Genomic DNA, 20,825 nt, shown 5'->3' with positions numbered 1-20,825 from the left:
ACCTGGCCGCGGCATCGGCGACGTCAGGGCCTGCCGGGCGGTTCCTGTGGGCCCGGGTACGTGATGTCGAACCACGCGAAGCAGGCTTGATTGGTGGAGGGGCGGCCATGGGAGGTGGCGTAGAGGCCGAGCTGGATGCTGGTGAACAGCGGGGTGAGGAAGGTGGCTTCGACGGTGGTCAGGTCCTGCCAGGCACCGTCGGGTACCGCGTGGGCGAAGGTGTGGCTGAAGCCGCGGATGCGGACCCCCAGTCGAACGGGGCCCGGGGGGACGGCAACGCCGGCCAGGACCTCGGGCCCGTGATGGAGGCTGAGTCCTTCCGTGGTGCGCAGGAAGAGGAGGTGGGTGTCGTCGTCGAGGACCACGGCGAGGCCTGCCTGCTCGCCCGGTGCGGCGGGGGCGAAGTGCAGTTCGGTGGAGACGTCGCAGTCGGGCTGTTCCTGGGGGCGGGCCAGGAGGGACGGGGTGGTGCGTTCGCCGAGGCGGTCGGGGCGGAGCCGCAGGCGGAGCCCGTCGCCGGTGGTCCAGAACGGCGCGGCCGGGGTGCGCAGGGTGCTCCAGTCGGCGGAGAGGGTGGCGAAGCCGTCGTGGAGGGGCCGGCGAAGGCCGGTGTGGACGACGGGGGAGAAGACCGGCCAGCCCTCTTCCCAGGTGATCCGGCTGAGGAAGGTCTCGCGGCCGAGGGCGGAGCCGGGACGCACGCCCAGAAGGACGGCCCGCCAGTCGCCGTACGGGGTTTGGACGAGGTCGGCGTGCCCGGTGCAGGTGACAGGGCCCTTGGCGGGTGGGAGCACCGGGTTGCCGGGGGCGCCCTCGTAGGGGCCGGTCACGCGGTCGGCGCGGGCGGCCACCACGCTGTGGTCCACGTCGGTGCCGCCCTCGGCGGTGAGCAGGAGATAGGTGCCGTCGATCTTGTACAGGTGCGGGGCTTCCGACCACCGGGCGTCCGGGTGGCTTCCTGACCACAGGACATGCTCGGGTCCCGTGAGCCGTCGTTCACGGGGAAGGTATTCGCGCATCCAGATCTCGGTGCGGCCGGCGGCCCCGTCCAGCACGCGGGCGGCGGTGAACCAGGCCCGGCCGTCGCCTCCGTCCGGCCCGTCGTCGAAGAACAGCGACGGGTCGAAGCCCTCGCCGTCCAGCCAGTGCGGCTGCGACCACGGCCCCGCCGGGTCGGTCGCCGTGACGACGAAATGGCCGGGGCCGTCCATCAGCGTGCAGACGAGGTGGAAGACGCCGTCATGGTGCCGGATCGTCGGTGCGAACAAACCCCGTGAGGGCTCGCACCCGTCGAGGTCGAGCTGGGACGCCCGGTCGAGCGCGGAGCCGATGCGCCGCCAGTTCACGAGATCGCGGCTGTGGAACACGGGAAGGCCCGGGAACCATTCGAAGCTCGACGTCACCAGGTAGTAGTCGGATCCCACCCGGCAGACGGACGGGTCGGGCCGGAACCCGGGCAGCACGGGATCACCGAAGAACCCGGTCATGGAACCGGGACGATCTCGACCGGCACGGACAGTACCCGGTCGGCCGCCGGGTGGCGTACGGGGCCCTCCAGAGTGAAGGAGCCCCGGAGCGGAAGATCGCCGCTGGACCGTCCGACGGCCACGCCGATCTCCCCGGGCTCCACCCTTCTGCGCAGGTCGAGTCCGGTGAAAGAGGTCCGGTCGGCATGGACGGAGAACGTGATCCGGGCGGCCGCGCCCGGCTGCAGCTCGACCCTGGCGAATCCGGCGAGCCACCGCTGCGGCCGGACGACGGACGCCACGGGGTCGGAGAGGTACAGCTGAACCACCTCGGTCCCGGTCACCTCGCCGACGTTGCGTGCCGTGACCGAAACCGAGACGGCCCCGTCCGTCGCGGCGACGGGATCCACCGAGAGCTCCGAGCAGGTGAAGCTGGTCCAGCTCAGCCCGTGTCCGAAGGGGAACAGAGGCGTCGGGTCCACCGAGCTCCAGTCGGTGTGCCCGCCGAGTCTGCCGTGCAGGTAGGTGCCGGGCTGGCCGCCTACCTGACGGGGGATGGAGACGGGCAGCCGCCCGGACGGTTCCGCGGCCCCGCTGATGACCCGGGCCAGCGCCGTCCCGCCCTCCTCGCCGGGGAAGAAGACCTGCACCACGGCCGATGCGCGCTCGGCCAGCGTGCCGAGCGCGTAGGGCCGTCCGGAGACGAGGACCAGGATGGTCGGCACCTCGGAGTCCAGAACGGCGGAGGCGAGCGCGGCCTGATCGCCGGGCAGGTCGAGGGTCTCGGCGTCGCAGCCCTCTCCGGAGGTGCCCCGGCCGAACATGCCCGCCCGGTCCCCGAGCACCAGCACGTTCACGTCGGGATCGTCCGCGGTGACCGTGAATCCGGCAGCGGTGAGAGCCTCGCCGAGCGTCGGGATCTCCAGCCCGAGGTCGCCGGGCAGCGCGACGTGGTTGGGGAAGGAATAGCAGCCGAGGAAGGAGCGGGGGTCGTCGGCGTACGGCCCGCTGACCGACACCCGGCACGGCCGCAGCGGCAGGGTGCCGTCGTTGGCGAGCAGGATGGTGGACCGCTCGGCCAGGAGCCTGGCCAGTGCCCGGTTTTCCGGCGGATCGAGGTCGACCGGCCCGGGGTCGGCGGGTTCCCAGTCGGGGTCGAGCAGGCCGAGCTCGGCCTTCTGCAGCAGGACCCGTTCCGCGGCCCGGTCGATGAGCTCCTCGGGTACGGTTCCTGACCGCACGAGTGCGGTCAGCGGCTCGCCGTAGCAACGGGCCGTGGGCAGCTCGACGTCGATTCCGGCGGTCAGTGCCAGCGCGCCGGCCGCGCCGCGCGATCCGGTGACGCCGTGCCGGGTCTCCAGGAAGGAGATGGCGTAGTAGTCGGCGACGACCACACCGCTGAAACCGAGCTCACCCCTGAGCAGTTCGGTCAGCAGACGTTCGTCGGCGGCCACCGGGACGCCGTCCACGTCGGTGTAACTGTTCATCACCGACCGGGCGCCTCCCTCGCGCAGTGCCCGTACGAAAGGCTCCACCAGTACGTCCGCGAACTCGCGCGGCCCCGAGGCGACGGGGGCCATGTTCCGGCCGCCGCGCGAGGCCGAGTACCCGGCGAAGTGCTTGAGCGTCGACACGATCCCGGCGCCCTCCAAACCCTGCACATAAGCGGTGCCGATCGCTCCGACGAGATAGGGATCCTCGCCGATGCACTCCTCGGTCCTGCCCCACCGGTAGTCGCGGACCACGTCGAGCACCGGGGCCAGCCCTTGGTGGACGCCGACCCGCCGCATCCCCGTGCCGATGGCGGCGGCCATCTGGCGCACGAGCCCGGGATCGAAGGACGCACCCCAGGCCAGCGGCCCGGGGAAGACCGTCGCCCCGAACGTCATGAACCCGGTCAGGCACTCCTCGTGAGCGACCGCCGGGATCCCGAACCGGCCGGCTCCGGTCACCTGCCGCTGGAGCGAGGCGAGCCGCTCCATCCCGGCTTCCACGGTGATCGGCGCGGTGCCGTACACCCTGGTGAGCTGGCCGAGCCCGTGGGCGACGATGTCGTCGAGGCCGGGCGCGGACTCGCCGGAGTCGTCCTCCATCGGCGCGACCGGCGCCCCCGGATCCGAGGGCAGCGCCCAGAAGCCGGCGAGCTGACCCGCCTTCTCTTCCAGCGTCATCCGTTTCAGCAGATCGGCGACCCGTATGGACACGGGCAGGAGGGGGTCACGCCAGGGCTCGGTCAAGGAGTTCTCCTAGAGACGGGGCGGGGCGGTGGAGAGCCGGACCTTGAGCTCGGTCGAGAGCTCCATCCGGGGACTGACCAGGTTTTGGCCGTCCAGGAGCTGGAAGAGCGTGCGTGCGGCGAGCCGGCCCATCTCCTCCAACGGCTGACGCACCGTCGTCAGCGGCGGTGAAAGCCATTCGCACATCGGCAGGTCGTCGAAGCCGACCACGCTGAGGTCCTGCGGGATGCTCAGCCCGCCCTGCCGGGCGGCTTCGTAGACGCCCATCGCCTGCTGGTCGCTGCCGGCGAAGACGGCGGTCGGCGGCTCGGGGAGGGCGAGCAGTTCCCTGGCGCGCTGGAACCCGCCCTCGTGCCGGAAGTCGCCGAACCGGATCAGGTCGCGGTCGACCTCGATCCCGGCCCGCTCCAGCGCGGCCCGGTACCCGTCGATGCGGGCCTGGCTGCAGAGCATCTCCTTGCGCCCGCCGATAGCGGCGATCCGGCGGTGCCCCAGCTCCAGCAAGTGCTCCGTGGCGGCGAGGCCGCCCGCCCAGTTGGTCGCGCCGATGCTCGGCACACCGTTGCCCGGCAGGTCGATCGGGTCGATGACGACCAGCGCCACCCCGGCCTGTTCGACCTGGGCGCGCTGGGCCTGGGTGACCGAGGCGGTGACGAGGATGACGCCGTCGCTGTGGTGCAGGACCGGCAGTGCGGCCCAGCTCGACGGCGTGGCCTCGCCCGGTGGGACGAGGGACACGACGGTGCCGACGCTCCGCTGGGCGCACTCGGCCTCGACGCCGCGCAGTATCTCCACCGCCCACGCGCTGTCCAGACCGCCGATGATCAGGTCGACCAGGCCCGATCTGCGGGCCCTGCCCTGCCGCCCGGGGTGGAGGTAGTTGTGAGATCGCAGCAGGCTCTCGATGCGTTCGCGCGTCGAGGGTGCGACGTCGGAGCGGCCGTTGAGCACCTTGGACACGGTGGCCTGCGAGACGCCTGCCTCCGCGGCGATGACGGCCAGGGTCGGACGCTGCTCGCTCAACTTCTCTCCTATGGGCAGACCATGGGCTGGCGACATGTATCGCAAACTTTCGAAGAGTTTCCGGTCGGCGTGACCTGCTTGTCAAGCTCAAAGAGTGCTGCTGTGGCGGATAAATCGGTGACAGGTCTTGACCGAGGGGCCCCGCCTTCCTAGTTTATGGCAGCACCGAATCCGATGGTGTTTCGAAAATCTTTCGCGTCTGAACCGGCATTCCTAACCCGGAGGTCCCATGGCCAGCACCCCCCCGAGCCGACGAAGCTTCCTGGCGCTCTCGGGTCTGACCGCTCTGTCCGTCTCGCTGACCGCGGCCTGCGGCGGTGACGACTCGGGCGGCAAGCCGGCGGCCGGCGGCAAGGTGACCTTCGCGTGGTGGAACATCGCCACGACGGAACCGGGCAAGTCCCTCTTCCCGCAGATCTCCTCGGCGTTCACGGCCGCCCACCCGGACATCACGATCAAGACGACCTCGTTGGAGAACGAGGCGTTCAAGTCCAAGCTGACCGCCACCACCTCTTCGGGCAAGCTCCCCGACGTCTTCCAGACCTGGGGCGGAGGCGTGCTGCAGCAGCAGGTCGACGCGGGGCTGGTGGAGGACCTCACCGACGTGTTCGGCTGGTCGTCCGACCTCACCCCGGTCTCGCTGCAGGCCTACCAGTTCGAGGGCCGGACCTACGGGGTGCCCTACGACGTCGGCATGGTCGGCTTCTGGTACAACAAGAAGCTCTTCGCCAAGGCCGGGATCACCGCTCCGCCGGCCACCTGGGCCGAGCTCCTGGAAGACGTCAGGAAGCTCAAGGCGGCGGGCGTCACTCCGATCGCCCTCGCGGGCAAGGAGAAATGGCCCGGCCACTACTACTGGGCCTACCTCGCGATGCGCGTCGCGGGCCTCCCCGCGCTGCAGCAGGCCGCGACCACCAAGGACTTCACCGGCGCGGGCTTCGTCCAGGCAGGCGCCCACCTCAAGGAGCTGGTCGACCTCCAGCCGTTCCAGACGGCCTTCCTCGGCGCCGGCTACGCCACCCCCGGCGGCCAGGCCGCGACCATGGGCAACGGCAAGGCCGCCATGGAGCTGATGGGGCAGTGGGGGCCGTCGGTGCAGAAGGACGCGGGCGCCGACCTGGGAGCGGACCTCGGCTTCTTCCCCTTCCCTACGGTCGACGGCGGCGTCGGCCAGGCCACCGAGGTGTTCGGCGGCGGCGGCGGCTTCGCGCTGCGCAAGGGCGCCCCGAAGGAGGCGCTGGACTTCCTGAAGTTCTTCGTTCTGGAGAACCAGTCCAAGCTGCTGGCCTCCAACGGCTACCTCCCGGTGGTCAAGGGCGCGGAGAGCCAGCTCACCGACCCCAACAGGAAGGTGGTGGCCGACAGCCTGGTCAAGGCGACGGGCTTCCAGCTCTTCCTCGACCAGGCCTACCCGCCGGCGGTCGGCCAGGAGGTCAACGACAGCGTCGCCGACCTCATCGCGGGCAAGAAGACGCCCGAGCAGGTCACCAAGTCGATAACCGAGGCTGCGAAGGGTGCCTAGCTCCGTGTCCACCCTGACCAAGGAGCGGACGCAGGACACCGGACCGGTGCGCCCGCCCGCCCCGGCGCGGTCGCTCCTGCGCCGGCTGGGAAGCTGGGCGTCGGTCGCCTGGTTCCTCGTCCCGGCTCTGGTCCTCTTCCTCGTCTTCGTCCTCGCCCCGATCGCGGTCGCCGTCTACACCGGCTTCTTCAAGTGGGGCGGGGTCGGCCCCCTGGAGGACTTCGTCGGCTTCGGCAACTACGCCACCCTCTTCGGGGATCAGGTCTTCCTCGGCGATCTGGAGCGCGGGCTGTACCTGATCACGCTGTCGATCACGGTGCAGTTGCCGTTCGCGCTGTTCACCGCCGTCCTGCTCAACCAGAGGCTGCGCGGCCGGGCCGTCTACCGGATGCTGTTCTTCGCGCCGTACATCCTGTCCGAAGTGGTCACGGCGGTCCTCTTCACGATGATCTTCCTTCCCGGTGGCGGCATGGCCGACCATCTCGCGGGCGCCCTCGGCCTGGAGGGGCTGCAGGGCAAGTGGCTCGCCGATCCCTCGACGGTCATGCCGACCCTGTTCGTGGTCATGACCTGGAAGTACTTCGGGTTCCACATGATGCTCTTCCTCGCCGGGCTGCAAAGCATCCCGGGCGAGATCCTCGAGGCCGCCTCCATCGACGGCGCCGGCGCCTGGCAGCGCTTCCGGCACGTGACGCTGCCGTTGCTCGGCCCGACGATCCGGATCAGCGTCTTCCTTTCGGTCATCGGTGCCATCCAGCTCTTCGACCTCGTCTGGGTCATGACCGCGGGCGGGCCCAACCACTCCTCCGAGACGATGGCGATCTCGATGTTCCAGTTCGGCTTCAAGCGCTACCAGGTCGGCTACGCCAGTGCGATCAGCGTGGTGCTGTTCATGATCAGTCTGGTCTTCTCCCTCTTCTACCAGCGTTACGTACTGCGCCGTGACCTGAGCGGGGCCGTCACCTCGGGAGGTGGCCGATGAACGCCCGCAGAACGGCACACGGCCTGTCGCTGCACGCCGTGGTCTGGCTGATCGGCGCGTTCGTCGTCGTGCCGCTGGTCTACGCGGTGATCTCCGGGTTCAAGAGCACCGGCGAGCTGACGACCAACCCGTTCGGGCTGCCGGAGCACTGGAAGACCGGCAATTACACCGGCATCCTCAGCGACGGAATGTTCTGGCGGCAGATCGCCAACAGCGCGGGAATCGCGATCGGCACGGCATGCTGCACGGTGGCGGTCGCTGCGATGGCGGCGTTCGTCCTGGCCCGCTACGCCTTCCGGGGCAGGGAGCTGTTCTACACGCTGTTCACGATCGGGCTGATGTTCCCGTTCGCGGTGGCCGTCCTGCCGCTGTTCCTGCTGCTGCGCAACTTCGACCTGCTCGACAACCCCCTCGGAGTGATCCTCCCGCAGGCGGCCTTCGGGCTCCCCATGACGATCATCATTCTGCGCGGCTTCTTCCGGACCATCCCGGCAGAGGTCGAGGAGGCGGCCGTCATGGACGGCTGCGGCAAGTTCCGCTTCTTCTGGAAGATCCTGCTGCCGATGGCGCGTCCGGCGCTCGGCACGGTCTCGGTGCTCGCGATCGTCGCGAGCTGGAACAACTTCTTCCTGCCGCTGCTGGTGTTCAACGACCCCCAATGGCAGACGATCCCGGTCGGCGTCCAGCAGTTCCAGGGCCAGTACTCGACCGACTACGCGCTCGTCCTCGCCTACATCGTGCTCGCCATGGTCCCCGCCCTCGCCTTCTACGCCGTCGCCGAGCGGCAGCTGATCGGCGGACTCACCGCGGGCGCCACCAAGGGCTGACCCGTCCCGCCCGACCTCCCCCCCCCCGAGGAGACGCCGTGAAACGCCTGGCCGCATTGACCGCAATATTGTTAGCGTTAACTATGCAGGCGGTGGCCGCCCCCGCGCGACCCGTCATCGACTTCCGCGCCGAGCTCCAGCCCATAGACGGATTCGGCTTCTCGATGGCCTTCCAGCGGGCCGACCTGCTGCACGGCGCACGCGGCCTCAGCCCGGCCAAGCAGCGCGAGGTGCTCGACCTGCTGCTCAGTAAGGACAAGGGTGCGGGCCTTTCGATCCTGCGTCTGGGCATCGGGTCGTCGACCGACAAGGTCTACGACCACATGCCGACGATCCTGCCGGCCGATCCCGGCGGGCCGCGGGCCACGCCGAAGTACGTCTGGGACGGCTGGGACGGCGGTCAGGTCTGGCTCGCCAAGGAGGCCAAGGAGTACGGCGTCAAACGGTTCTTCGCCGACGCCTGGAGCGCCCCGGCCTTCATGAAGACCAACGGAAGCGAGAACGACGGCGGCGAGCTGCTGCCCGAATGGCGTCAGGCCTATGCGAACTACCTCGTCCAGTACGCGAAGTTCTACCAGCAGGAGGGCATCGGGCTCACCGACCTCGGGTTCACCAACGAACCCGACTGGACGGCGACCTACGCCTCGATGCGGTTCACCCCGCAGCAGGCCGTCGACTTCCTCAAGGTGCTCGGGCCGACCGTCCGCGCGTCCGGGCTGAAGACCGGGGTGGTCTGCTGCGACGCCGCGGGCTGGGACCGGCAGGTCGCCTACACCGAGGCCATCGAGGCGGACCCCGCGGCCGGCAAGGCCGTGCGGACCATCACGGGCCACCGCTACAGCGGTCCGACCGAGGTGGCGCAGCCGACCGACAAGCACGTGTGGATGTCGGAATGGTCGCCGGACGGCGCCACCTGGAACGAGAACTGGGACGACGGCAGCGGCTACGACGGTCTCACCGTCGCGGCCGACATCCAGAACACCCTGACCGTCGGCAACGCCAATGCCTACGTCTACTGGACCGGCGCGTCCCTCGGCGCGACCCGAGGGCTCATCCAGCTCGCCAACCCCGGTGACGACTACCGCGTGTCCAAGCGGTACTGGGCGCTGGCCGCCTTCAGCCGGTTCATCCGCCCCGGCGCCGTCCGCGTGCCGGTCACGAACGCCGACCCGGCACTGCGGATCACGGCCTTCCGCAACACCGACGGCAGCCGCGTGATCGAGATCCTCAACACCGCGAGCACCGAAAGCTCCACCGAGTTCTCACTCCGCGGCGGGCACGACCGCCGCCCTGACGCCTACGTCACCGACGAGACCCGCTCGATCACCCCGGCCGACATCGTCTCCACGCACGGCACGACCCTCAGGGCGACGCTCGCCCCACGCGCGCTGACCACGATCGTCCTCGACTGAACCGCCCATCACTGGAGGAGTAGTCCGTCATGTCCATGTCCCGGATTCTCACCGCTCTGTCCGCCGCCGTCTGCCTGTCGGCCGGCCTCGCCGCCGCGCCCGCGGCCGCCGAGCCACGTCCCAGGACGCTCGGCGAACTGGCCGAGAAGCACCACAAGTACTTCGGCTCCGCCACCGACAACCCCGAGTTCACCGACGCCGCCTATCTGAAGCTCCTCGGCAGCGAATTCGGGCAGACCACCCCCGGCAACGCCATGAAGTGGTACGCCACCGAGCCCGAACGCGGCGTCTTCGACTTCACCGCCGCCGACGAGGTCGTCGCGTTCGCCCAGGCCCACCACCAGAAGGTCCGCGGCCACACCCTCATCTGGCACAACCAGCTTCCCGCCTGGCTCACCGAGGGCACCTGGACCGCCGACGAGCTGCGCGCCATCCTCAAGCACCACATACAGACGGTGGTCCGGCACTTCAAGGGCCAGGTGATCCACTGGGACGTCGTCAACGAGGCCTTCAACGAAGACGGCACCTACCGCGAGACGCTCTTCTACAAGACGCTCGGCCCCGGCTACATCGCCGACGCCCTGCGCTGGGCCCACGAGGCCGACCGACACGCCAAGCTGTACCTCAACGACTACAACGTCGACTGGATCGGCCCCAAGAGCGACGCCTATTACACCCTGATCAAGCAGTTGAAGGCCGACGGCGTCCCGGTGGAGGGCTTCGGCATCCAGGGCCATCTGGCGCTCCAGTACGGCTTCCCCGCCGACGTCCAGCAGAACATGGAGCGCTTCGCCGACCTCGGGGTCGAGGTCGCGATCACCGAGCTCGACATCAGGATGAACCTCCCGGCGACCCCCGAGAAGCTCGCCACGCAGGCCACCTGGTACGCCGACTACGTCAAGGCCTGCCTCGCGGTCAGGAAATGCGTGGGCATCACCATCTGGGACTACACGGACAAGTACTCGTGGATCCCCTCCGTCTTCCCCGGTGAGGGTGCGGCCCTGCCCTACGACGAGAACCTGATGCCCAAGCCCGCCTATCACTCGATCAGGAAGGTGCTGGGCGGATGATCAGGACGGCGATCGTCGGAACGGGCGGGATCGCGGGCATCTGCCACGTACCCGCCCTCCGGGCGCAGGCGCACCGGGCCGTGATCGTGGCGGCCGTCGACGTGGACGCCGCGCGCGCCGAGGAGTTCGCGGCCGAACACGGCATTCCCGCGGTCTACACCGACCTGCACACGATGCTCCAGGAGCAGAGCCCCGACCTCGTGCACCTGTGCACGCCTCCGTTCCTGCACGCCGACCAGGCCGTGGCCTGTCTGGAGTCGCAGGCGTGGGTGTGGTGCGAGAAGCCGGTGGCGCTGTCGCTGGCCGAGCTCGACCGGATCCGCGCCGCCGAGGGGCCCGCCGTCGCGGGCGCGGTGTTCCAGCACCGGTACGGCTCGGGGGCCCGGTACCTGCGCGACCGGATCGTCGCCGGGACGCTGGGCCGTCCCCTGGTCGCGCAGTGCGTCACGGCCTGGTACCGCGACGACGCCTACTACGACATGCCCTGGCGCGGCACCTGGGAGAGCGAGGGGGGTGGCCCGACGCTGGGGCACGGCATCCACCAGATGGACCTGATGCTCGCGGTGCTCGGCGAATGGGCCGAGGTACGCGCGATGGCCGGCCGCCTCGAACGCGACGTCCAGACCGAGGATGTGTCCGCGGCCCTGGTCCGGTTCGAGAACGGAGCCATCGCGACGGTCGTCAACAGCGTCCTTTCCCCGCGCGAGGAGAGCTACCTGCGGTTCGACCTCACCGACGCCACGGTCGAACTGCGGCATCTGTACGGCTACTCCAACGCGGACTGGACGTTCACCACCGGATCGACCAGCGTGAAGTGGGAGCCGCCGGACGACCTGCCCAGCTCGCACACCGCCCAGCTCGCGGCCTTCCTGGACGGCTACGAAGCGGGCATCCGGCCCGACCTCGGCAGATCCACCATGGAACTGGTCACCGCCCTGTACAAGGCCGCGATCACCGGGCTGCCGGTCCGGCGCGGAGAGATCGACGCGGCCGATCCGTTCTACGGCTCGCTCAACGGAGGCCGCCCGGAGGTGTTCCGATGACCTTCGAACTCCTGGAGGACGAGGACTCGCTGACCGTCCGAGCTCGCGGCGTCGACCTCTTCCGGTACGTGCACCGGCCGGTCATGGACCCCTTCGAGGCGCCGAAGCCCTACCTGCATCCGGTGCGCACGCTCGCCGGCGACGTGGTCACCGGGTACCGGCCGCACGACCACCGCTGGCACAAGGGCATCCAGATCACGGCGTCGTGGGTGTCGGGGCAGAACTTCTGGGGCGGCGGCACCTACCTGCGCGGCCAGGGCTACGTGGACCTGCCGAACCTCGGCACCATGCGCAGCCTCGCCGTGTCCGCCGAAACGGGCCACGGCCGCGCCGTGATCACCGAGGACCTGGCCTGGTACACGATGGCGGGGGAGCACTGGATCGACGAGCGCCGCACGCTGACCGCACACGACGTCGAATCCGACTCCTGGAGCCTGGACGTCGCCACCGCACTGATCAACGTCCGGGACACCGGTCTGCTGTTCGGCAGCCCCGGCACACAGGGCAGAAAGCTCGCCGGGTACTCCGGCCTGTTCTGGCGAGGCCCGCGCGATTTCACCGGCGGCGACGTGATCGGCCCCGCGATGGGCGAGCAGGGCGACTGGCTGGCCTTCATCGGCACGCACGACGAGGTCGACCGCTCCTCCACGCTCCTGTTCCTGGACGATCCGGACGCCCCCTGCGACTGGTTCGTCCGCAGCGAGCCCTTCCCCGCCGTCAACCCGTCCCTGGCGTTCGACGAGGAACTGCCGCTGGCCCCGGGCGAAACCCTGTCGCGCCGCTACCGGGTCGTCGTGGCCGACGGCGCATGGACCGCCGGGCGCCTGTCCCGCCACATCGCGGAACACCCGTGGTGACCCCCTTCCCCGGCGGCGTGGGGATCTCCGGGCTGACCGTGTACGACTGGGAGGCCGCCGACGGGCTGTGCGGCGGCACCCCCCACATGCACCTCGTCTGCTCCGAAGCCTACGTAGTCACCGGCGGCGCGGGCAGCGTCCAGACGCTCACCACCTCCGGCTTCGCCGACACCCCGCTGCACCCCGGCGACGTCGTCTGGTTCACCCCCGGCACGATCCACCGCCTCGTCAACGACGGCGACCTGCGCCTCGTGGTGCTCATGCAGAACGGCGGACTCCCCGAGGCGGGCGACGCCGTCTTCACCTTCCCCGCCCCGGTGCTGGCCGATCCGGGCGCCTATCAGGCAGCGGCCACCTTGACCGGCGACCTTTCCGCGGCAGCGCGCCGCCGCCGCGACCTGGCGGTCGAGGGCTTCCTGGCCTTGTGCGAAGGCGGGCTGCCGCAGTTCCACATCGCGGCTCACCGCCTGAAAAGCGAGCTGCTGGACGCCTGGTGGACCCGCTGGCGTGACGGCCCCCTGGCCGCGGCCCTCACGACCGGCCGTCAGCTGGAACGGCTGAAGGCCGCAGACCTCTCCCACCTCGGCCACGGCGCGGTGTCACGCCTGGAGCGCCCGGAGCGCCAGAGCTTCGGCATGTGCGGCCGCCTTCACACCTATCCCGTCCCCGACCCCCCAACAACGCGGCCGCCGCGCGGCCCGTCGGGGTCACCTCGCCCCCACCCCTCGAAGGAGCTCTCCTGATGTCGTTTCGCCCTCCGTTCCCGGTGCACGTGAGACGGCTGCTCGCCGTCCTCGCACCCTTGCTGCTCCTGGCCACCTTCCTCAGTGTCCAGCCCGCCACCGCGGCGACCGTCGACCCCAACGCCTACTACGTGCTGGTCAACCGCAACAGCGGCAAGGCCCTGGACGTCTACAACCTGGCGACCGGCGACGGCGCCCGCATCACCCAGTGGACCCGGAACGATCAGAACCAGCAGCAGTGGCAGTTCGTCGACTCCGGCGGCGGTAACTACCGCATCAAGTCCCGACACTCCGGCAAGGTGCTGGACGTCCACAACGGATCCACCGCCAACGGCGCCTCGATCGTCCAGTGGGCCGACCTGAACGCCACCAACCAGCAGTGGCGGCTCGCCGACAGCTCGGACGGCTACGTGAGGCTCATCGCGCGCCACAGCAACAAGGCCCTCGAAGTGCAAGGTGGCTCCACCGCCGACAACGCGAACATCGTCCAGTACGAAGACTGGGGCGGCACCAACCAGCAGTGGCAGCTCGTCAAGGTCGGTGCCGGCACCCCCGGCGCGTGCGCTCTTCCGTCGACCTACCGCTGGAGCTCGACGGGCGCGCTGGCGCAGCCCAAGGCAGGGTGGGCGTCGCTCAAGGACTTCACCGTCGCCCCCTACAACGGCAAGCATCTCGTCTATGCGACGACGCACGGCGCCGCGGGAACGGGGGCGGGCTGGGGTTCGATGAACTTCGGCCTGTTCGGCAACTGGTCGGAGATGGCCTCGGCCGGCCAGAACACGATGTCGAACTCCGTCGTCGCGCCCACGCTCTTCTACTTCGCGCCGAAGAACATCTGGGTGCTCACCTACCAGTGGGGCGGGGGGAGCGCCTTCTCCTACCGGACGTCGAGCGACCCCGCCAACCCCAACGGCTGGTCGTCACAGCAGGTGCTCTTCTCCGGAAGCATCGCCGACTCCGGAACAGGGCCCATCGACCAGACGATCATCGGTGACAGCACGAACATGTACCTGTTCTTCGCCGGTGACAACGGCAAGATCTACCGGGCCAGCATGCCGATCGGGAACTTCCCGGGCAGTTTCGGCTCGACCTACACAACGATCATGAGCGACACGACGAAGAACCTGTTCGAAGCCCCGCAGGTCTACAAGCTCCAGGGCCAGGACCGCTACCTCATGATCGTCGAGGCGGACGGCTCGCAGGGCCGCTACTTCCGCTCGTTCACGGCCACCAGTCTGAACGGCTCGTGGACACCCCAGGCCGGGACCGAGAGCAACCCCTTCGCCGGTAAGGCCAACAGCGGCGCCACCTGGACCAACGACATCAGCCACGGCGAACTGATCCGCACCACCGCGGACCAGACCTTCACCGTCGATCCCTGCAACCTGCAGTTCCTCTATCAGGGACGCGACCCCAACTCCGGCGGTGATTACGGCCAATGGCCCTACCGGCCGGGTCTGCTGACACTGCGTCGCTAACGGCGTGACACGGGTCCGGCTCCGGAGCGGAGCCGGCGTGGCGGGCTCGGCGACGCAAGGCCGAGCCCGCCCGGGTCACGCGAAGAGGGGGTAGCGCCGAGGTAAGCCCAAAAGCCGCCAGTACTTGATCTTGTTGCCCCGAGGTGTCTTGGTCGCCTACTCGGTCTCCGTGCTCTGGAGCACCTGGTCCTAAATCTGTTGACGGAGGTCGGCTTCCTCGGCCGTGATCGGGTCGTCCGGGCGCCGGATGCGGGCTCGGCGGGGGCGGGGGATGTCGTCGGCGTCCTGGAGTTCGGCGAAGTCGGCGTGTGCCTGTTCGACGGCCTCGGGGTACGCCTCCCCCTTCTCGTGCTCGGCGAGCGCGCGGTAGATGCTCGCGACGCTGGGGGCCTGGCCCTTGCGTTTACCGGTGGCGATGATCAGGTCGGGCTGGATCTGCTCGACCGACTCGCCGTTCGCGCGGCGCCGCAGCACGGTGTGCAGCATGTCGTCGGTGATGACGGGCGGTCGGCCGCCGTGCTTGCCCTTGCGGGCCGCCGCGTCGAGCCCTTCGAGGGTCGACTCGCGGATGTTCTCCCGCTCGGTCTCCGCCATCGCCGCGAAGAACGCGAACAGCAGCTTGCCGGGCCCGGTGGGGTCGTAGATGCCGGGCGGCGGCCCGGCGAGCATCTCGCGGCCGAGCCGCTTCATCTCGTACACGGTGAAGATGACCCGGCAGTGCGGGGCGTGGGCCTTGACCTCCCGCGCGGTCCGCAGCGCTTCCTCGAACCCGTTCTTGATCATGCTCGCGCAAAGGACCGTTTGTGAGCGCGGGGCTGTCGACTTCGCTCAGTCAGGCAGGCCGTTGGTGAAGGCGGTGATGACCTCGGCGAGGGCGTGGGGGCCGGTGAGGAAGGCGTCGTGGGCTTCGCCGGGGATCTCGACGAGGCGGGCGTCGGGCAGGGCCTGGTGCAGGCGGCGGGAGACGCCGGTCAGCCAGTGAGGGCTGAGTTCGCCGATCACGAGGAGCGTCGGGATGTCGAGGGCGGCGAAGCGGGCAAGGTCATCGCCGAAGCTGTCCATCGCGCGCATCTCGCGGGCCCACGTCGGGGTCATGGACGCGCGGATGGCCCAGAACGGGGTCTGGCGGAACTCCTCGATGGCCTCGTCGGGGAACTTCAGGAAGTTCCGCAGCCCGAGGGTGAGGGCCTGGTCGAGGTCGCCTGCCTGGACGGCCTCCTCGAAGGGGGCGAGGGCGTCGCCGCCGACGGGGCCGCCCAGCGGGATCGGGGGCTCGTAGAGGATGAACGCCGCCGGGGGCTGGTGCAGGGCGTGGGCGAGGGTGACCAGTCCGCCGTAGGAGTGGCCGAGCAGGATCGCGTCGGGGCCGGCGAGGTCGAGGACGGCGGCGATGTCGTCGGCCTCCCGCTGAATGGTGTGCTCGCTGTTGTCGCCACTGGCGCCCCGGCCGCGGCGGTCGATCGCATAGGTGGTGAAGTGCGGGGCGAGCAGGTCGGCGAGGATCTGCCAGTCCTGGGCGGCGTTGAGGGCGCCCGGGGAGACGACCAGGGGGCGGCCCTGGCCGGTGATCGTGACGGCGATCTTCGTGCCGTCGGTGGAGGTGACGTGGGCCTGGCGGGGATTAGCGGCAGTCATGGTCTTCTTCCTTATGTCGCCCTCCCGGGGAGGGGTACGGCGCGGGCGGCCGGCCCGAGGCGGCCTTGCAGGCGGCACGGAGAGGAGGCCTCCACATCCAACGTAACATCGAAACGATGTGCGCATCGTTTCGATGTGAGATCCTGGGGCCATGCTGGAACTCGCGATACTCGGCTTCCTCGCCGAAGGCCCCCTGCCCGGGCACGAGCTGCGACGGCGCATTACGCACCTGACTGGCTACAGCCGTCCGGTCAGTGACGGCACCCTCTACCCGGCGATCAGCCGGCTGACGAAGGCCGGGCTGATCGAACGGCGCCCTGCACCCGAGGCGGGCGGCGGCCGGTACATGCTGAACCTGACGGATGCGGGACGCGAGGACATGCTGCGGCGGCTGCGGGAACCGGCCGAGCACGAGATCACCGACTTCTCCCGCTGGTTCGTGATCCTGGCGTTCCTCTCGCTGTTGCCCGACAGGGCCGAGCAGCACGCCGTGCTGCGCCGCCGCCTGGACTTCCTGGAGGCTCCCGCCAGCTTCTTCTACGACGGCGACGCGCCGATGCGCGCCGAGCAGGTCACCGACCCTTACCGGCGCGGCATGATGCTCACCGCCCGCGCCACCAGCCGCGCCGAACGCGCCTGGCTCCACGAGGTCCTGGACGGCGACGGCATCCGAGGGGCAGACGAGCAGCCCCGCCCCCAGACCCACACCCGTGATCGGAAGGGCTGAACATGCTTGCGTCCTGGTACGACCAGCAGGGCCCGGCCGCCGAGGTGCTCCAGTACGGTGAGGTGCCCGACCCCACCCCCGGCCCCGGTGAGGTCCGTGTCCGCGTCACAGTCTCCGGCGCCAACCCCGGCGACACCAAGAAGCGGCGCGGCTGGACCGGCTCGGCCATGCCCTATCCGCAGGTGATCCCGCACAGCGACGCCGCCGGCATCGTTGACGCCGTCGGCGACGGCGTCAACGCGCGGCGCGTGGGGCAGCGCGTCTGGGTGTACGGTGCCCAGTCCTACCGCCCCTTCGGTACCGCCGCCCAGTACACCGTCGTCCCCGGTGACCTCGCCGTCCCGCTGCCCGACCACCTGTCCGACGACCTCGGCGCGAGCCTGGGCATCCCCGGCATCACCGCGCACCGCACCGTCTTCGCCGACGGCCCCGTCGACGGCAAACTCGTGCTCGTCAACGGCGTCCTGGGCGGGGTCGGCTCCCTGGCCGCCCAGCTCGCCCGCTGGGGCGGGGCCACGGTCATCGGCACCGTCCGGCGCGGCACCGAACTGGACCGGATCGATCCCGCGGCCGTCTCCCACGCCGTCGCCCTCGACTCAGGCGATCCGGCCGCCGCGATCCGCGCCCACGCACCCGACGGCGTGGACCGGATCATCGAGGTCGCCCTGTCCGACAACGCCGACCTGGACGACGCCGTCGCCGCGAACGGCGCCGTCATCGCCGCGTACGCCACCCGCGACGACCGCACCGAGATCCCGTTCTGGACGTTGCTGTTCAACAACGTCACCCTGCGCCTGCTCGGCAGCGACGACTTCCCCGACCAGGCCAGACGCCAGGCGGCCCGGGATCTCACCGCTGCGGCGGCCGTCGGCGCCCTCAGCGTCGATGTCGGCGACCGCTTCCCGCTCGCCGACATCGCCAAGGCCCATGACCGCATCGACGGCGGCGGACGCGGCCGGGTCCTGATCGACGTCCCCCAGTAGAGAAACCCTGGGGAACCTTCTCGATTCTCCCCACGGTCGTTGCCCGGTCATCGGCCCGGTGCCCCGCGCTGCCGCGACGGTCGCGATCGAGTCGTTTCCCCAGGTCAGGGTGGGGAGGGCGCCCCTTTCCCAGCCGGGTAGGGTGGGCGCATGTGCATCGCGGTTCTCTCTCCTCCGTCGGCCCGCTAAGCGGGTCGCTATCGACACCAGCGCGCCAGCCACGGGCTGCGACGCGCTGACGCGGTGTGCCCGCACAGGAGACCACGTTCCTGACGCAGGTGCCGGCGGATCGGGAAGAGGGCTGCGTGGCCGATGGCCGCCTCGTTCCGGCCGTGAATCGGTGACGCTCCTCGGGGCTTGTCCGCCGATCAACGCGGCCGAGGGTGTCGGGTCATTCCGCGTAGTCGTTGCCCTGGAGGTGGAGCGAGCGCAGGGCAGCCTCCAGGGTGAAGCGATGGTCCGGGTCCGTGATGCGGTCGCCCAGGTGGGCATCCAGGTTGCGCAGGCGGTAGCGGACGGTCTGCGCGTGGACACCGAGCACCTCGCCGACCTGATCGGCGGGGGCTCGGGTGGAGATGTGGACGCGCAGCGTCTCGACTAGGCGCCCGCGCCGGGAGCCGGTGAGCCCGCTGAGCGGGGCCAGTTCGCGGGCCGCGATGTGGGTGACGAGCGCGGGGTCGGACAGGAGCCACAACGTTGTCAGATGGTCTTCGCAGTGCACGACCGGCCGGTTGGGCACGATCCCGTCGTCGATGAGCTGCAGCACCCTCCTGGCCCACCGGATGGAGTCGGCGGCCTGCGGCGGTGACACGGTCAGGCCTATGACGGCCGAGGTGCCCGACAGGGCGGATTCGAGCATCGCCAGACGCTCGGAAGTGAGTGGTCCGGGGATCAGCAGGTGCGGCTGCGGGATGCCGAGGTCGGCGAGGACGTCCCGGTCGAGGCAGGTCCGTATGTGGTCCGGCGCCGGAGCCCTTAAGGCCACCAGGGTGCACTGGGAGGGGAGTTCCCAGGCCGCCTGCTCGCACAGCTCGGCGATGGTCGCCTGCGGCAGGGGCGACCCGACGAGGATGAGGTGGAGCAGTTGCCTTCGTAACGCCGACACCTCGGAGGCCGCACGCGCCCGGACCTCCGCGTGCCCCTCGCGCGCGAGTGCCTCCAGCTCGTCCACGTAGGCGAAGAGCGCGTCCGCGAAGGCGAGGATCAGCGAGGGGGACAGGTTGTACCGCCGGCCTATGGTCTTGGCCCGGCGGAGCGCGATGCGTGCGCCCAGCCGGTAGGCCCCCTGGAGGGTGTCGAGGTCACGGCCTTCGTACGCCTCCACCCGGCCGAACTTGCGCAGCAGTTCGTCGCGCAGGACCGAGCTCGCGCCGGGGTCGGCGACGCGGTCCACGAACGTGGCCAGTGCCTGTTCCACACCCTGGCGGATGGTGTCCGCGTTGGGGCCGTTGAGGAGTCGGGTGTACACGGGATAGGCGCGCTGGACCTCGACGCGGATCTCCTTGATGAGGCCCGGGACCTCGGGCCTCATCAAGGCTGCGAACTCCTTGGGGAGCGGGTCGAGCGGTTCACCGATGTCCGGTGTCTGTGCGATTGAGGGCATGACCGATCCCTTGCTCTCCTGCGCGCCCGATGGGGAGCGGCGTGGCAGCACCCTGTCTGGCTGGAGGGCGGGGGCGCGGCCGTCAGGTCCATACCTGGTTGTGGTGCTGACGCTAAGTCAAGTTGGCTGTGCTGTACACCACTTGAGCACGAGTCACGCAGGGGGGAGGGGTGGCGGCGGTGAGTTCGGCCGGGAATCGGCTGTCGATGGCGGTTACTTGACCGCGGAGTGCCAGTTCCGGGCGAGCTGCTTGCCCGCGTCGGGGGCTACCGTACCCGGGGCGTAGAGCCCGCCCAGGTAGGTCTGGGTGTTGTTCAGGGTCAGGCTGTTGTTGCCCGCCGCCGACGGCAGACCGGTCTTGAGGTTGACCGCCGCGTCGATCAGGCCGAACAGCCCCAAGCCGCAGCCGCTGGCGCCGGGGACGGCGAAGGACGTGTCGTACTGGGTGGAGCCGAGGAGGTTGAGGCGGCTCATCTCGCCTTCCTCGTTCGCGCTGCCGTCACCGTTGAACCGATCCACGCCGAACGAGGGGTAGGTGAGGTTCTTCGGCTTCAGGACGATCGGGTTGCTCTTGGTGCCGATGTAGCAGTTGCTGCCCAGGAACGGGTTCTCCAGGTGGATGCGGACGGGGATGTTCACGATCGTCTGGTCGGTGACGACGCCCGCTATCTGGTCGAAGTTCGAGGGGGCGCCCACCGACTCCAGGGTCGCGGTGATCTTGTTGAGCTTGCCGTCCGAGAGCTGCTGGCAGATGGCCGTGATGCCCGGGATGTTGCTCGGACACATCAGCCCGAGGAGGCCGCCGGGCACCGTCGCGGAGTCGGCGATGATCGCCCCGGAGGCGGGCGCGACGACGGTGCTGGTGCCGTCGGAGTTCTGGACGACGCCCATCTGCAGGTTGCTGTTGGCGGTGATGACCGTCGTGTTGCCGAGTTTGATGGACCCGCTGGTGGAGTAGGAGACGACGCACTGCGGTGCCTTGTCCAGACCGTCCGCCCCGAGCATCGTCGGCGAGTCGACGGGGCAGCGGGTGAACGGACCCCATCCGCCGTTGAGGTCCGGTGTGGCGGCGGTCGCCGTACCGAGGGAGGCGAACGCGCCGAACGCGGTCAGCGCCGAGAGGGTGGCGAGCCGGGTGCGTGCGGAGGCGAGTGGCATGGAGGTGCCTTTCGGTGACGGGGAATGTTCAGGTCTGGTGCGGAGGGCGGAGGGCGGAG

18 protein-coding genes are annotated in these 20,825 nt (G+C 69.8%); 11 read left to right on the top strand and 7 right to left on the bottom strand.

Annotated elements, in window-relative coordinates:
- Window positions 1-23: 23 nt before the first annotated feature.
- Genes OTB20_RS31725 through OTB20_RS31715 form a run of 3 tightly spaced genes read right to left on the bottom strand, consistent with a single transcriptional unit; the run spans window position 24 to window position 4,726 of the window.
- Window positions 24-1,487, bottom strand: coding sequence for a glycoside hydrolase family 43 protein (locus OTB20_RS31725; protein WP_267822806.1), 1,464 nt, complete (start codon window positions 1,485-1,487; stop codon window positions 24-26).
- The gene (locus OTB20_RS31720; protein ID WP_267822804.1) at window positions 1,484-3,703 is read right to left on the bottom strand and encodes a glycoside hydrolase family 3 N-terminal domain-containing protein; all 2,220 of its coding nucleotides are present in this window, start codon (window positions 3,701-3,703) and stop codon (window positions 1,484-1,486) included. Before OTB20_RS31720 ends, OTB20_RS31725 begins: the two co-directional genes overlap by 4 nt.
- A gap of 9 nt (window positions 3,704-3,712) precedes the next feature.
- Window positions 3,713-4,726, bottom strand: a complete 1,014-nt coding sequence (locus OTB20_RS31715; RefSeq protein ID WP_267822802.1) for a LacI family DNA-binding transcriptional regulator — start codon at window positions 4,724-4,726, stop codon at window positions 3,713-3,715.
- A 229-nt stretch (window positions 4,727-4,955) separates the two neighbouring features.
- Between OTB20_RS31715 and OTB20_RS31710 the strand changes: the two genes are divergently transcribed.
- The 9 genes from OTB20_RS31710 to OTB20_RS31670 all read left to right on the top strand — a co-directional run bounded on the left by OTB20_RS31710 (window position 4,956) and on the right by OTB20_RS31670 (window position 14,660).
- Window positions 4,956-6,248, top strand: coding sequence for an extracellular solute-binding protein (locus tag OTB20_RS31710; RefSeq protein ID WP_267822800.1), 1,293 nt, complete (start codon window positions 4,956-4,958; stop codon window positions 6,246-6,248).
- Window positions 6,241-7,230 carry a carbohydrate ABC transporter permease gene (locus OTB20_RS31705; protein ID WP_420716528.1) on the top strand — a complete coding sequence of 330 codons (990 nt, stop codon included), beginning with the start codon at window positions 6,241-6,243 and terminating at the stop codon, window positions 7,228-7,230. Before OTB20_RS31710 ends, OTB20_RS31705 begins: the two co-directional genes overlap by 8 nt.
- A complete protein-coding gene (locus OTB20_RS31700) occupies window positions 7,227-8,057 on the top strand; it encodes a carbohydrate ABC transporter permease (RefSeq protein WP_267822799.1) in 831 nt (276 codons plus the stop codon). The genes OTB20_RS31705 and OTB20_RS31700 overlap by 4 nt, the downstream gene beginning before the upstream one ends.
- An 83-nt stretch (window positions 8,058-8,140) precedes the next feature.
- Window positions 8,141-9,469: a glycoside hydrolase family 30 protein gene (locus OTB20_RS31695; RefSeq protein WP_267822797.1), complete on the top strand. Its 1,329-nt coding sequence runs from the start codon at window positions 8,141-8,143 to the stop codon at window positions 9,467-9,469.
- A 29-nt stretch (window positions 9,470-9,498) separates the two neighbouring features.
- Complete coding sequence (locus OTB20_RS31690; protein ID WP_267822796.1) at window positions 9,499-10,539, top strand: endo-1,4-beta-xylanase; 1,041 nt, start codon at window positions 9,499-9,501, stop codon at window positions 10,537-10,539.
- Window positions 10,536-11,582, top strand: coding sequence for a Gfo/Idh/MocA family protein (locus tag OTB20_RS31685; protein ID WP_267822795.1), 1,047 nt, complete (start codon window positions 10,536-10,538; stop codon window positions 11,580-11,582). The genes OTB20_RS31690 and OTB20_RS31685 overlap by 4 nt, the downstream gene beginning before the upstream one ends.
- Window positions 11,579-12,439, top strand: coding sequence for a PmoA family protein (locus tag OTB20_RS31680; protein ID WP_267822793.1), 861 nt, complete (start codon window positions 11,579-11,581; stop codon window positions 12,437-12,439). The genes OTB20_RS31685 and OTB20_RS31680 overlap by 4 nt, the downstream gene beginning before the upstream one ends.
- Window positions 12,391-13,182 carry a cupin domain-containing protein gene (locus OTB20_RS31675; protein ID WP_420716527.1) on the top strand — a complete coding sequence of 264 codons (792 nt, stop codon included), beginning with the start codon at window positions 12,391-12,393 and terminating at the stop codon, window positions 13,180-13,182. Before OTB20_RS31680 ends, OTB20_RS31675 begins: the two co-directional genes overlap by 49 nt.
- Window positions 13,182-14,660 carry a non-reducing end alpha-L-arabinofuranosidase family hydrolase gene (locus tag OTB20_RS31670; RefSeq protein WP_267822792.1) on the top strand — a complete coding sequence of 493 codons (1,479 nt, stop codon included), beginning with the start codon at window positions 13,182-13,184 and terminating at the stop codon, window positions 14,658-14,660. The genes OTB20_RS31675 and OTB20_RS31670 overlap by 1 nt, the downstream gene beginning before the upstream one ends.
- A gap of 189 nt (window positions 14,661-14,849) precedes the next feature.
- On the opposite strand, the gene OTB20_RS31665 is transcribed toward OTB20_RS31670, so the two are convergent.
- Entirely contained in the window at window positions 14,850-15,443 is a 594-nt protein-coding gene (locus OTB20_RS31665; RefSeq protein WP_267822790.1) for a recombinase family protein, read from the bottom strand.
- A gap of 45 nt (window positions 15,444-15,488) precedes the next feature.
- On the bottom strand, window positions 15,489-16,295 hold the full coding sequence (locus tag OTB20_RS31660; RefSeq protein ID WP_267822789.1) for an alpha/beta fold hydrolase: 807 nt from the start codon (window positions 16,293-16,295) through the stop codon (window positions 15,489-15,491).
- A 151-nt stretch (window positions 16,296-16,446) separates the two neighbouring features.
- Here OTB20_RS31660 and OTB20_RS31655 point away from each other — a divergent pair, with 151 nt between their 5' ends.
- Together OTB20_RS31655 and OTB20_RS31650 are read left to right on the top strand one after the other, a co-directional pair.
- Entirely contained in the window at window positions 16,447-17,022 is a 576-nt protein-coding gene (locus OTB20_RS31655; RefSeq protein ID WP_267822787.1) for a PadR family transcriptional regulator, read from the top strand.
- 2 nt (window positions 17,023-17,024) lie between these two features.
- Window positions 17,025-18,005 carry an NADPH:quinone reductase gene (locus OTB20_RS31650; RefSeq protein WP_267822786.1) on the top strand — a complete coding sequence of 327 codons (981 nt, stop codon included), beginning with the start codon at window positions 17,025-17,027 and terminating at the stop codon, window positions 18,003-18,005.
- A gap of 391 nt (window positions 18,006-18,396) precedes the next feature.
- Here OTB20_RS31650 and OTB20_RS31645 read toward each other — a convergent pair whose 3' ends face one another.
- Window positions 18,397-19,608 (bottom strand): helix-turn-helix domain-containing protein, encoded by a 1,212-nt coding sequence (locus tag OTB20_RS31645; protein ID WP_267761559.1) that lies wholly within the window; start codon window positions 19,606-19,608, stop codon window positions 18,397-18,399.
- A gap of 213 nt (window positions 19,609-19,821) precedes the next feature.
- Window positions 19,822-20,766 (bottom strand): hypothetical protein, encoded by a 945-nt coding sequence (locus OTB20_RS31640; RefSeq protein WP_267822785.1) that lies wholly within the window; start codon window positions 20,764-20,766, stop codon window positions 19,822-19,824.
- Between the last annotated feature and the right edge of the window lie 59 nt (window positions 20,767-20,825).

Source organism: Streptomyces sp. H27-H1 (genome assembly GCF_026627445.1).
Taxonomy (GTDB): Bacteria; Actinomycetota; Actinomycetes; order Streptomycetales; family Streptomycetaceae; genus Streptomyces.
This window is presented reverse-complemented; position numbering and strand designations above follow the sequence as displayed.

What these genes read in the sequence shown, in the direction of transcription:
- OTB20_RS31725 (WP_267822806.1), bottom strand. Translation starts at nt 1,487, where the DNA reads ATGACCGGGTTCTTCGGTGATCCCGTGCTGCCCGGGTTCCGGCCCGAC.
- OTB20_RS31710 (WP_267822800.1), top strand. Translation starts at nt 4,956, where the DNA reads ATGGCCAGCACCCCCCCGAGCCGACGAAGCTTCCTGGCGCTCTCGGGT.
- OTB20_RS31700 (WP_267822799.1), top strand. Translation starts at nt 7,227, where the DNA reads ATGAACGCCCGCAGAACGGCACACGGCCTGTCGCTGCACGCCGTGGTC.
- OTB20_RS31695 (WP_267822797.1), top strand. Translation starts at nt 8,141, where the DNA reads ATGCAGGCGGTGGCCGCCCCCGCGCGACCCGTCATCGACTTCCGCGCC.
- OTB20_RS31690 (WP_267822796.1), top strand. Translation starts at nt 9,499, where the DNA reads ATGTCCATGTCCCGGATTCTCACCGCTCTGTCCGCCGCCGTCTGCCTG.
- OTB20_RS31685 (WP_267822795.1), top strand. Translation starts at nt 10,536, where the DNA reads ATGATCAGGACGGCGATCGTCGGAACGGGCGGGATCGCGGGCATCTGC.
- OTB20_RS31680 (WP_267822793.1), top strand. Translation starts at nt 11,579, where the DNA reads ATGACCTTCGAACTCCTGGAGGACGAGGACTCGCTGACCGTCCGAGCT.
- OTB20_RS31675 (WP_420716527.1), top strand. Translation starts at nt 12,391, where the DNA reads ATGGACCGCCGGGCGCCTGTCCCGCCACATCGCGGAACACCCGTGGTG.
- OTB20_RS31670 (WP_267822792.1), top strand. Translation starts at nt 13,182, where the DNA reads ATGTCGTTTCGCCCTCCGTTCCCGGTGCACGTGAGACGGCTGCTCGCC.
- OTB20_RS31665 (WP_267822790.1), bottom strand. Translation starts at nt 15,443, where the DNA reads ATGATCAAGAACGGGTTCGAGGAAGCGCTGCGGACCGCGCGGGAGGTC.
- OTB20_RS31660 (WP_267822789.1), bottom strand. Translation starts at nt 16,295, where the DNA reads ATGACTGCCGCTAATCCCCGCCAGGCCCACGTCACCTCCACCGACGGC.
- OTB20_RS31655 (WP_267822787.1), top strand. Translation starts at nt 16,447, where the DNA reads ATGCTGGAACTCGCGATACTCGGCTTCCTCGCCGAAGGCCCCCTGCCC.
- OTB20_RS31650 (WP_267822786.1), top strand. Translation starts at nt 17,025, where the DNA reads ATGCTTGCGTCCTGGTACGACCAGCAGGGCCCGGCCGCCGAGGTGCTC.
- OTB20_RS31645 (WP_267761559.1), bottom strand. Translation starts at nt 19,608, where the DNA reads ATGCCCTCAATCGCACAGACACCGGACATCGGTGAACCGCTCGACCCG.
- OTB20_RS31640 (WP_267822785.1), bottom strand. Translation starts at nt 20,766, where the DNA reads ATGCCACTCGCCTCCGCACGCACCCGGCTCGCCACCCTCTCGGCGCTG.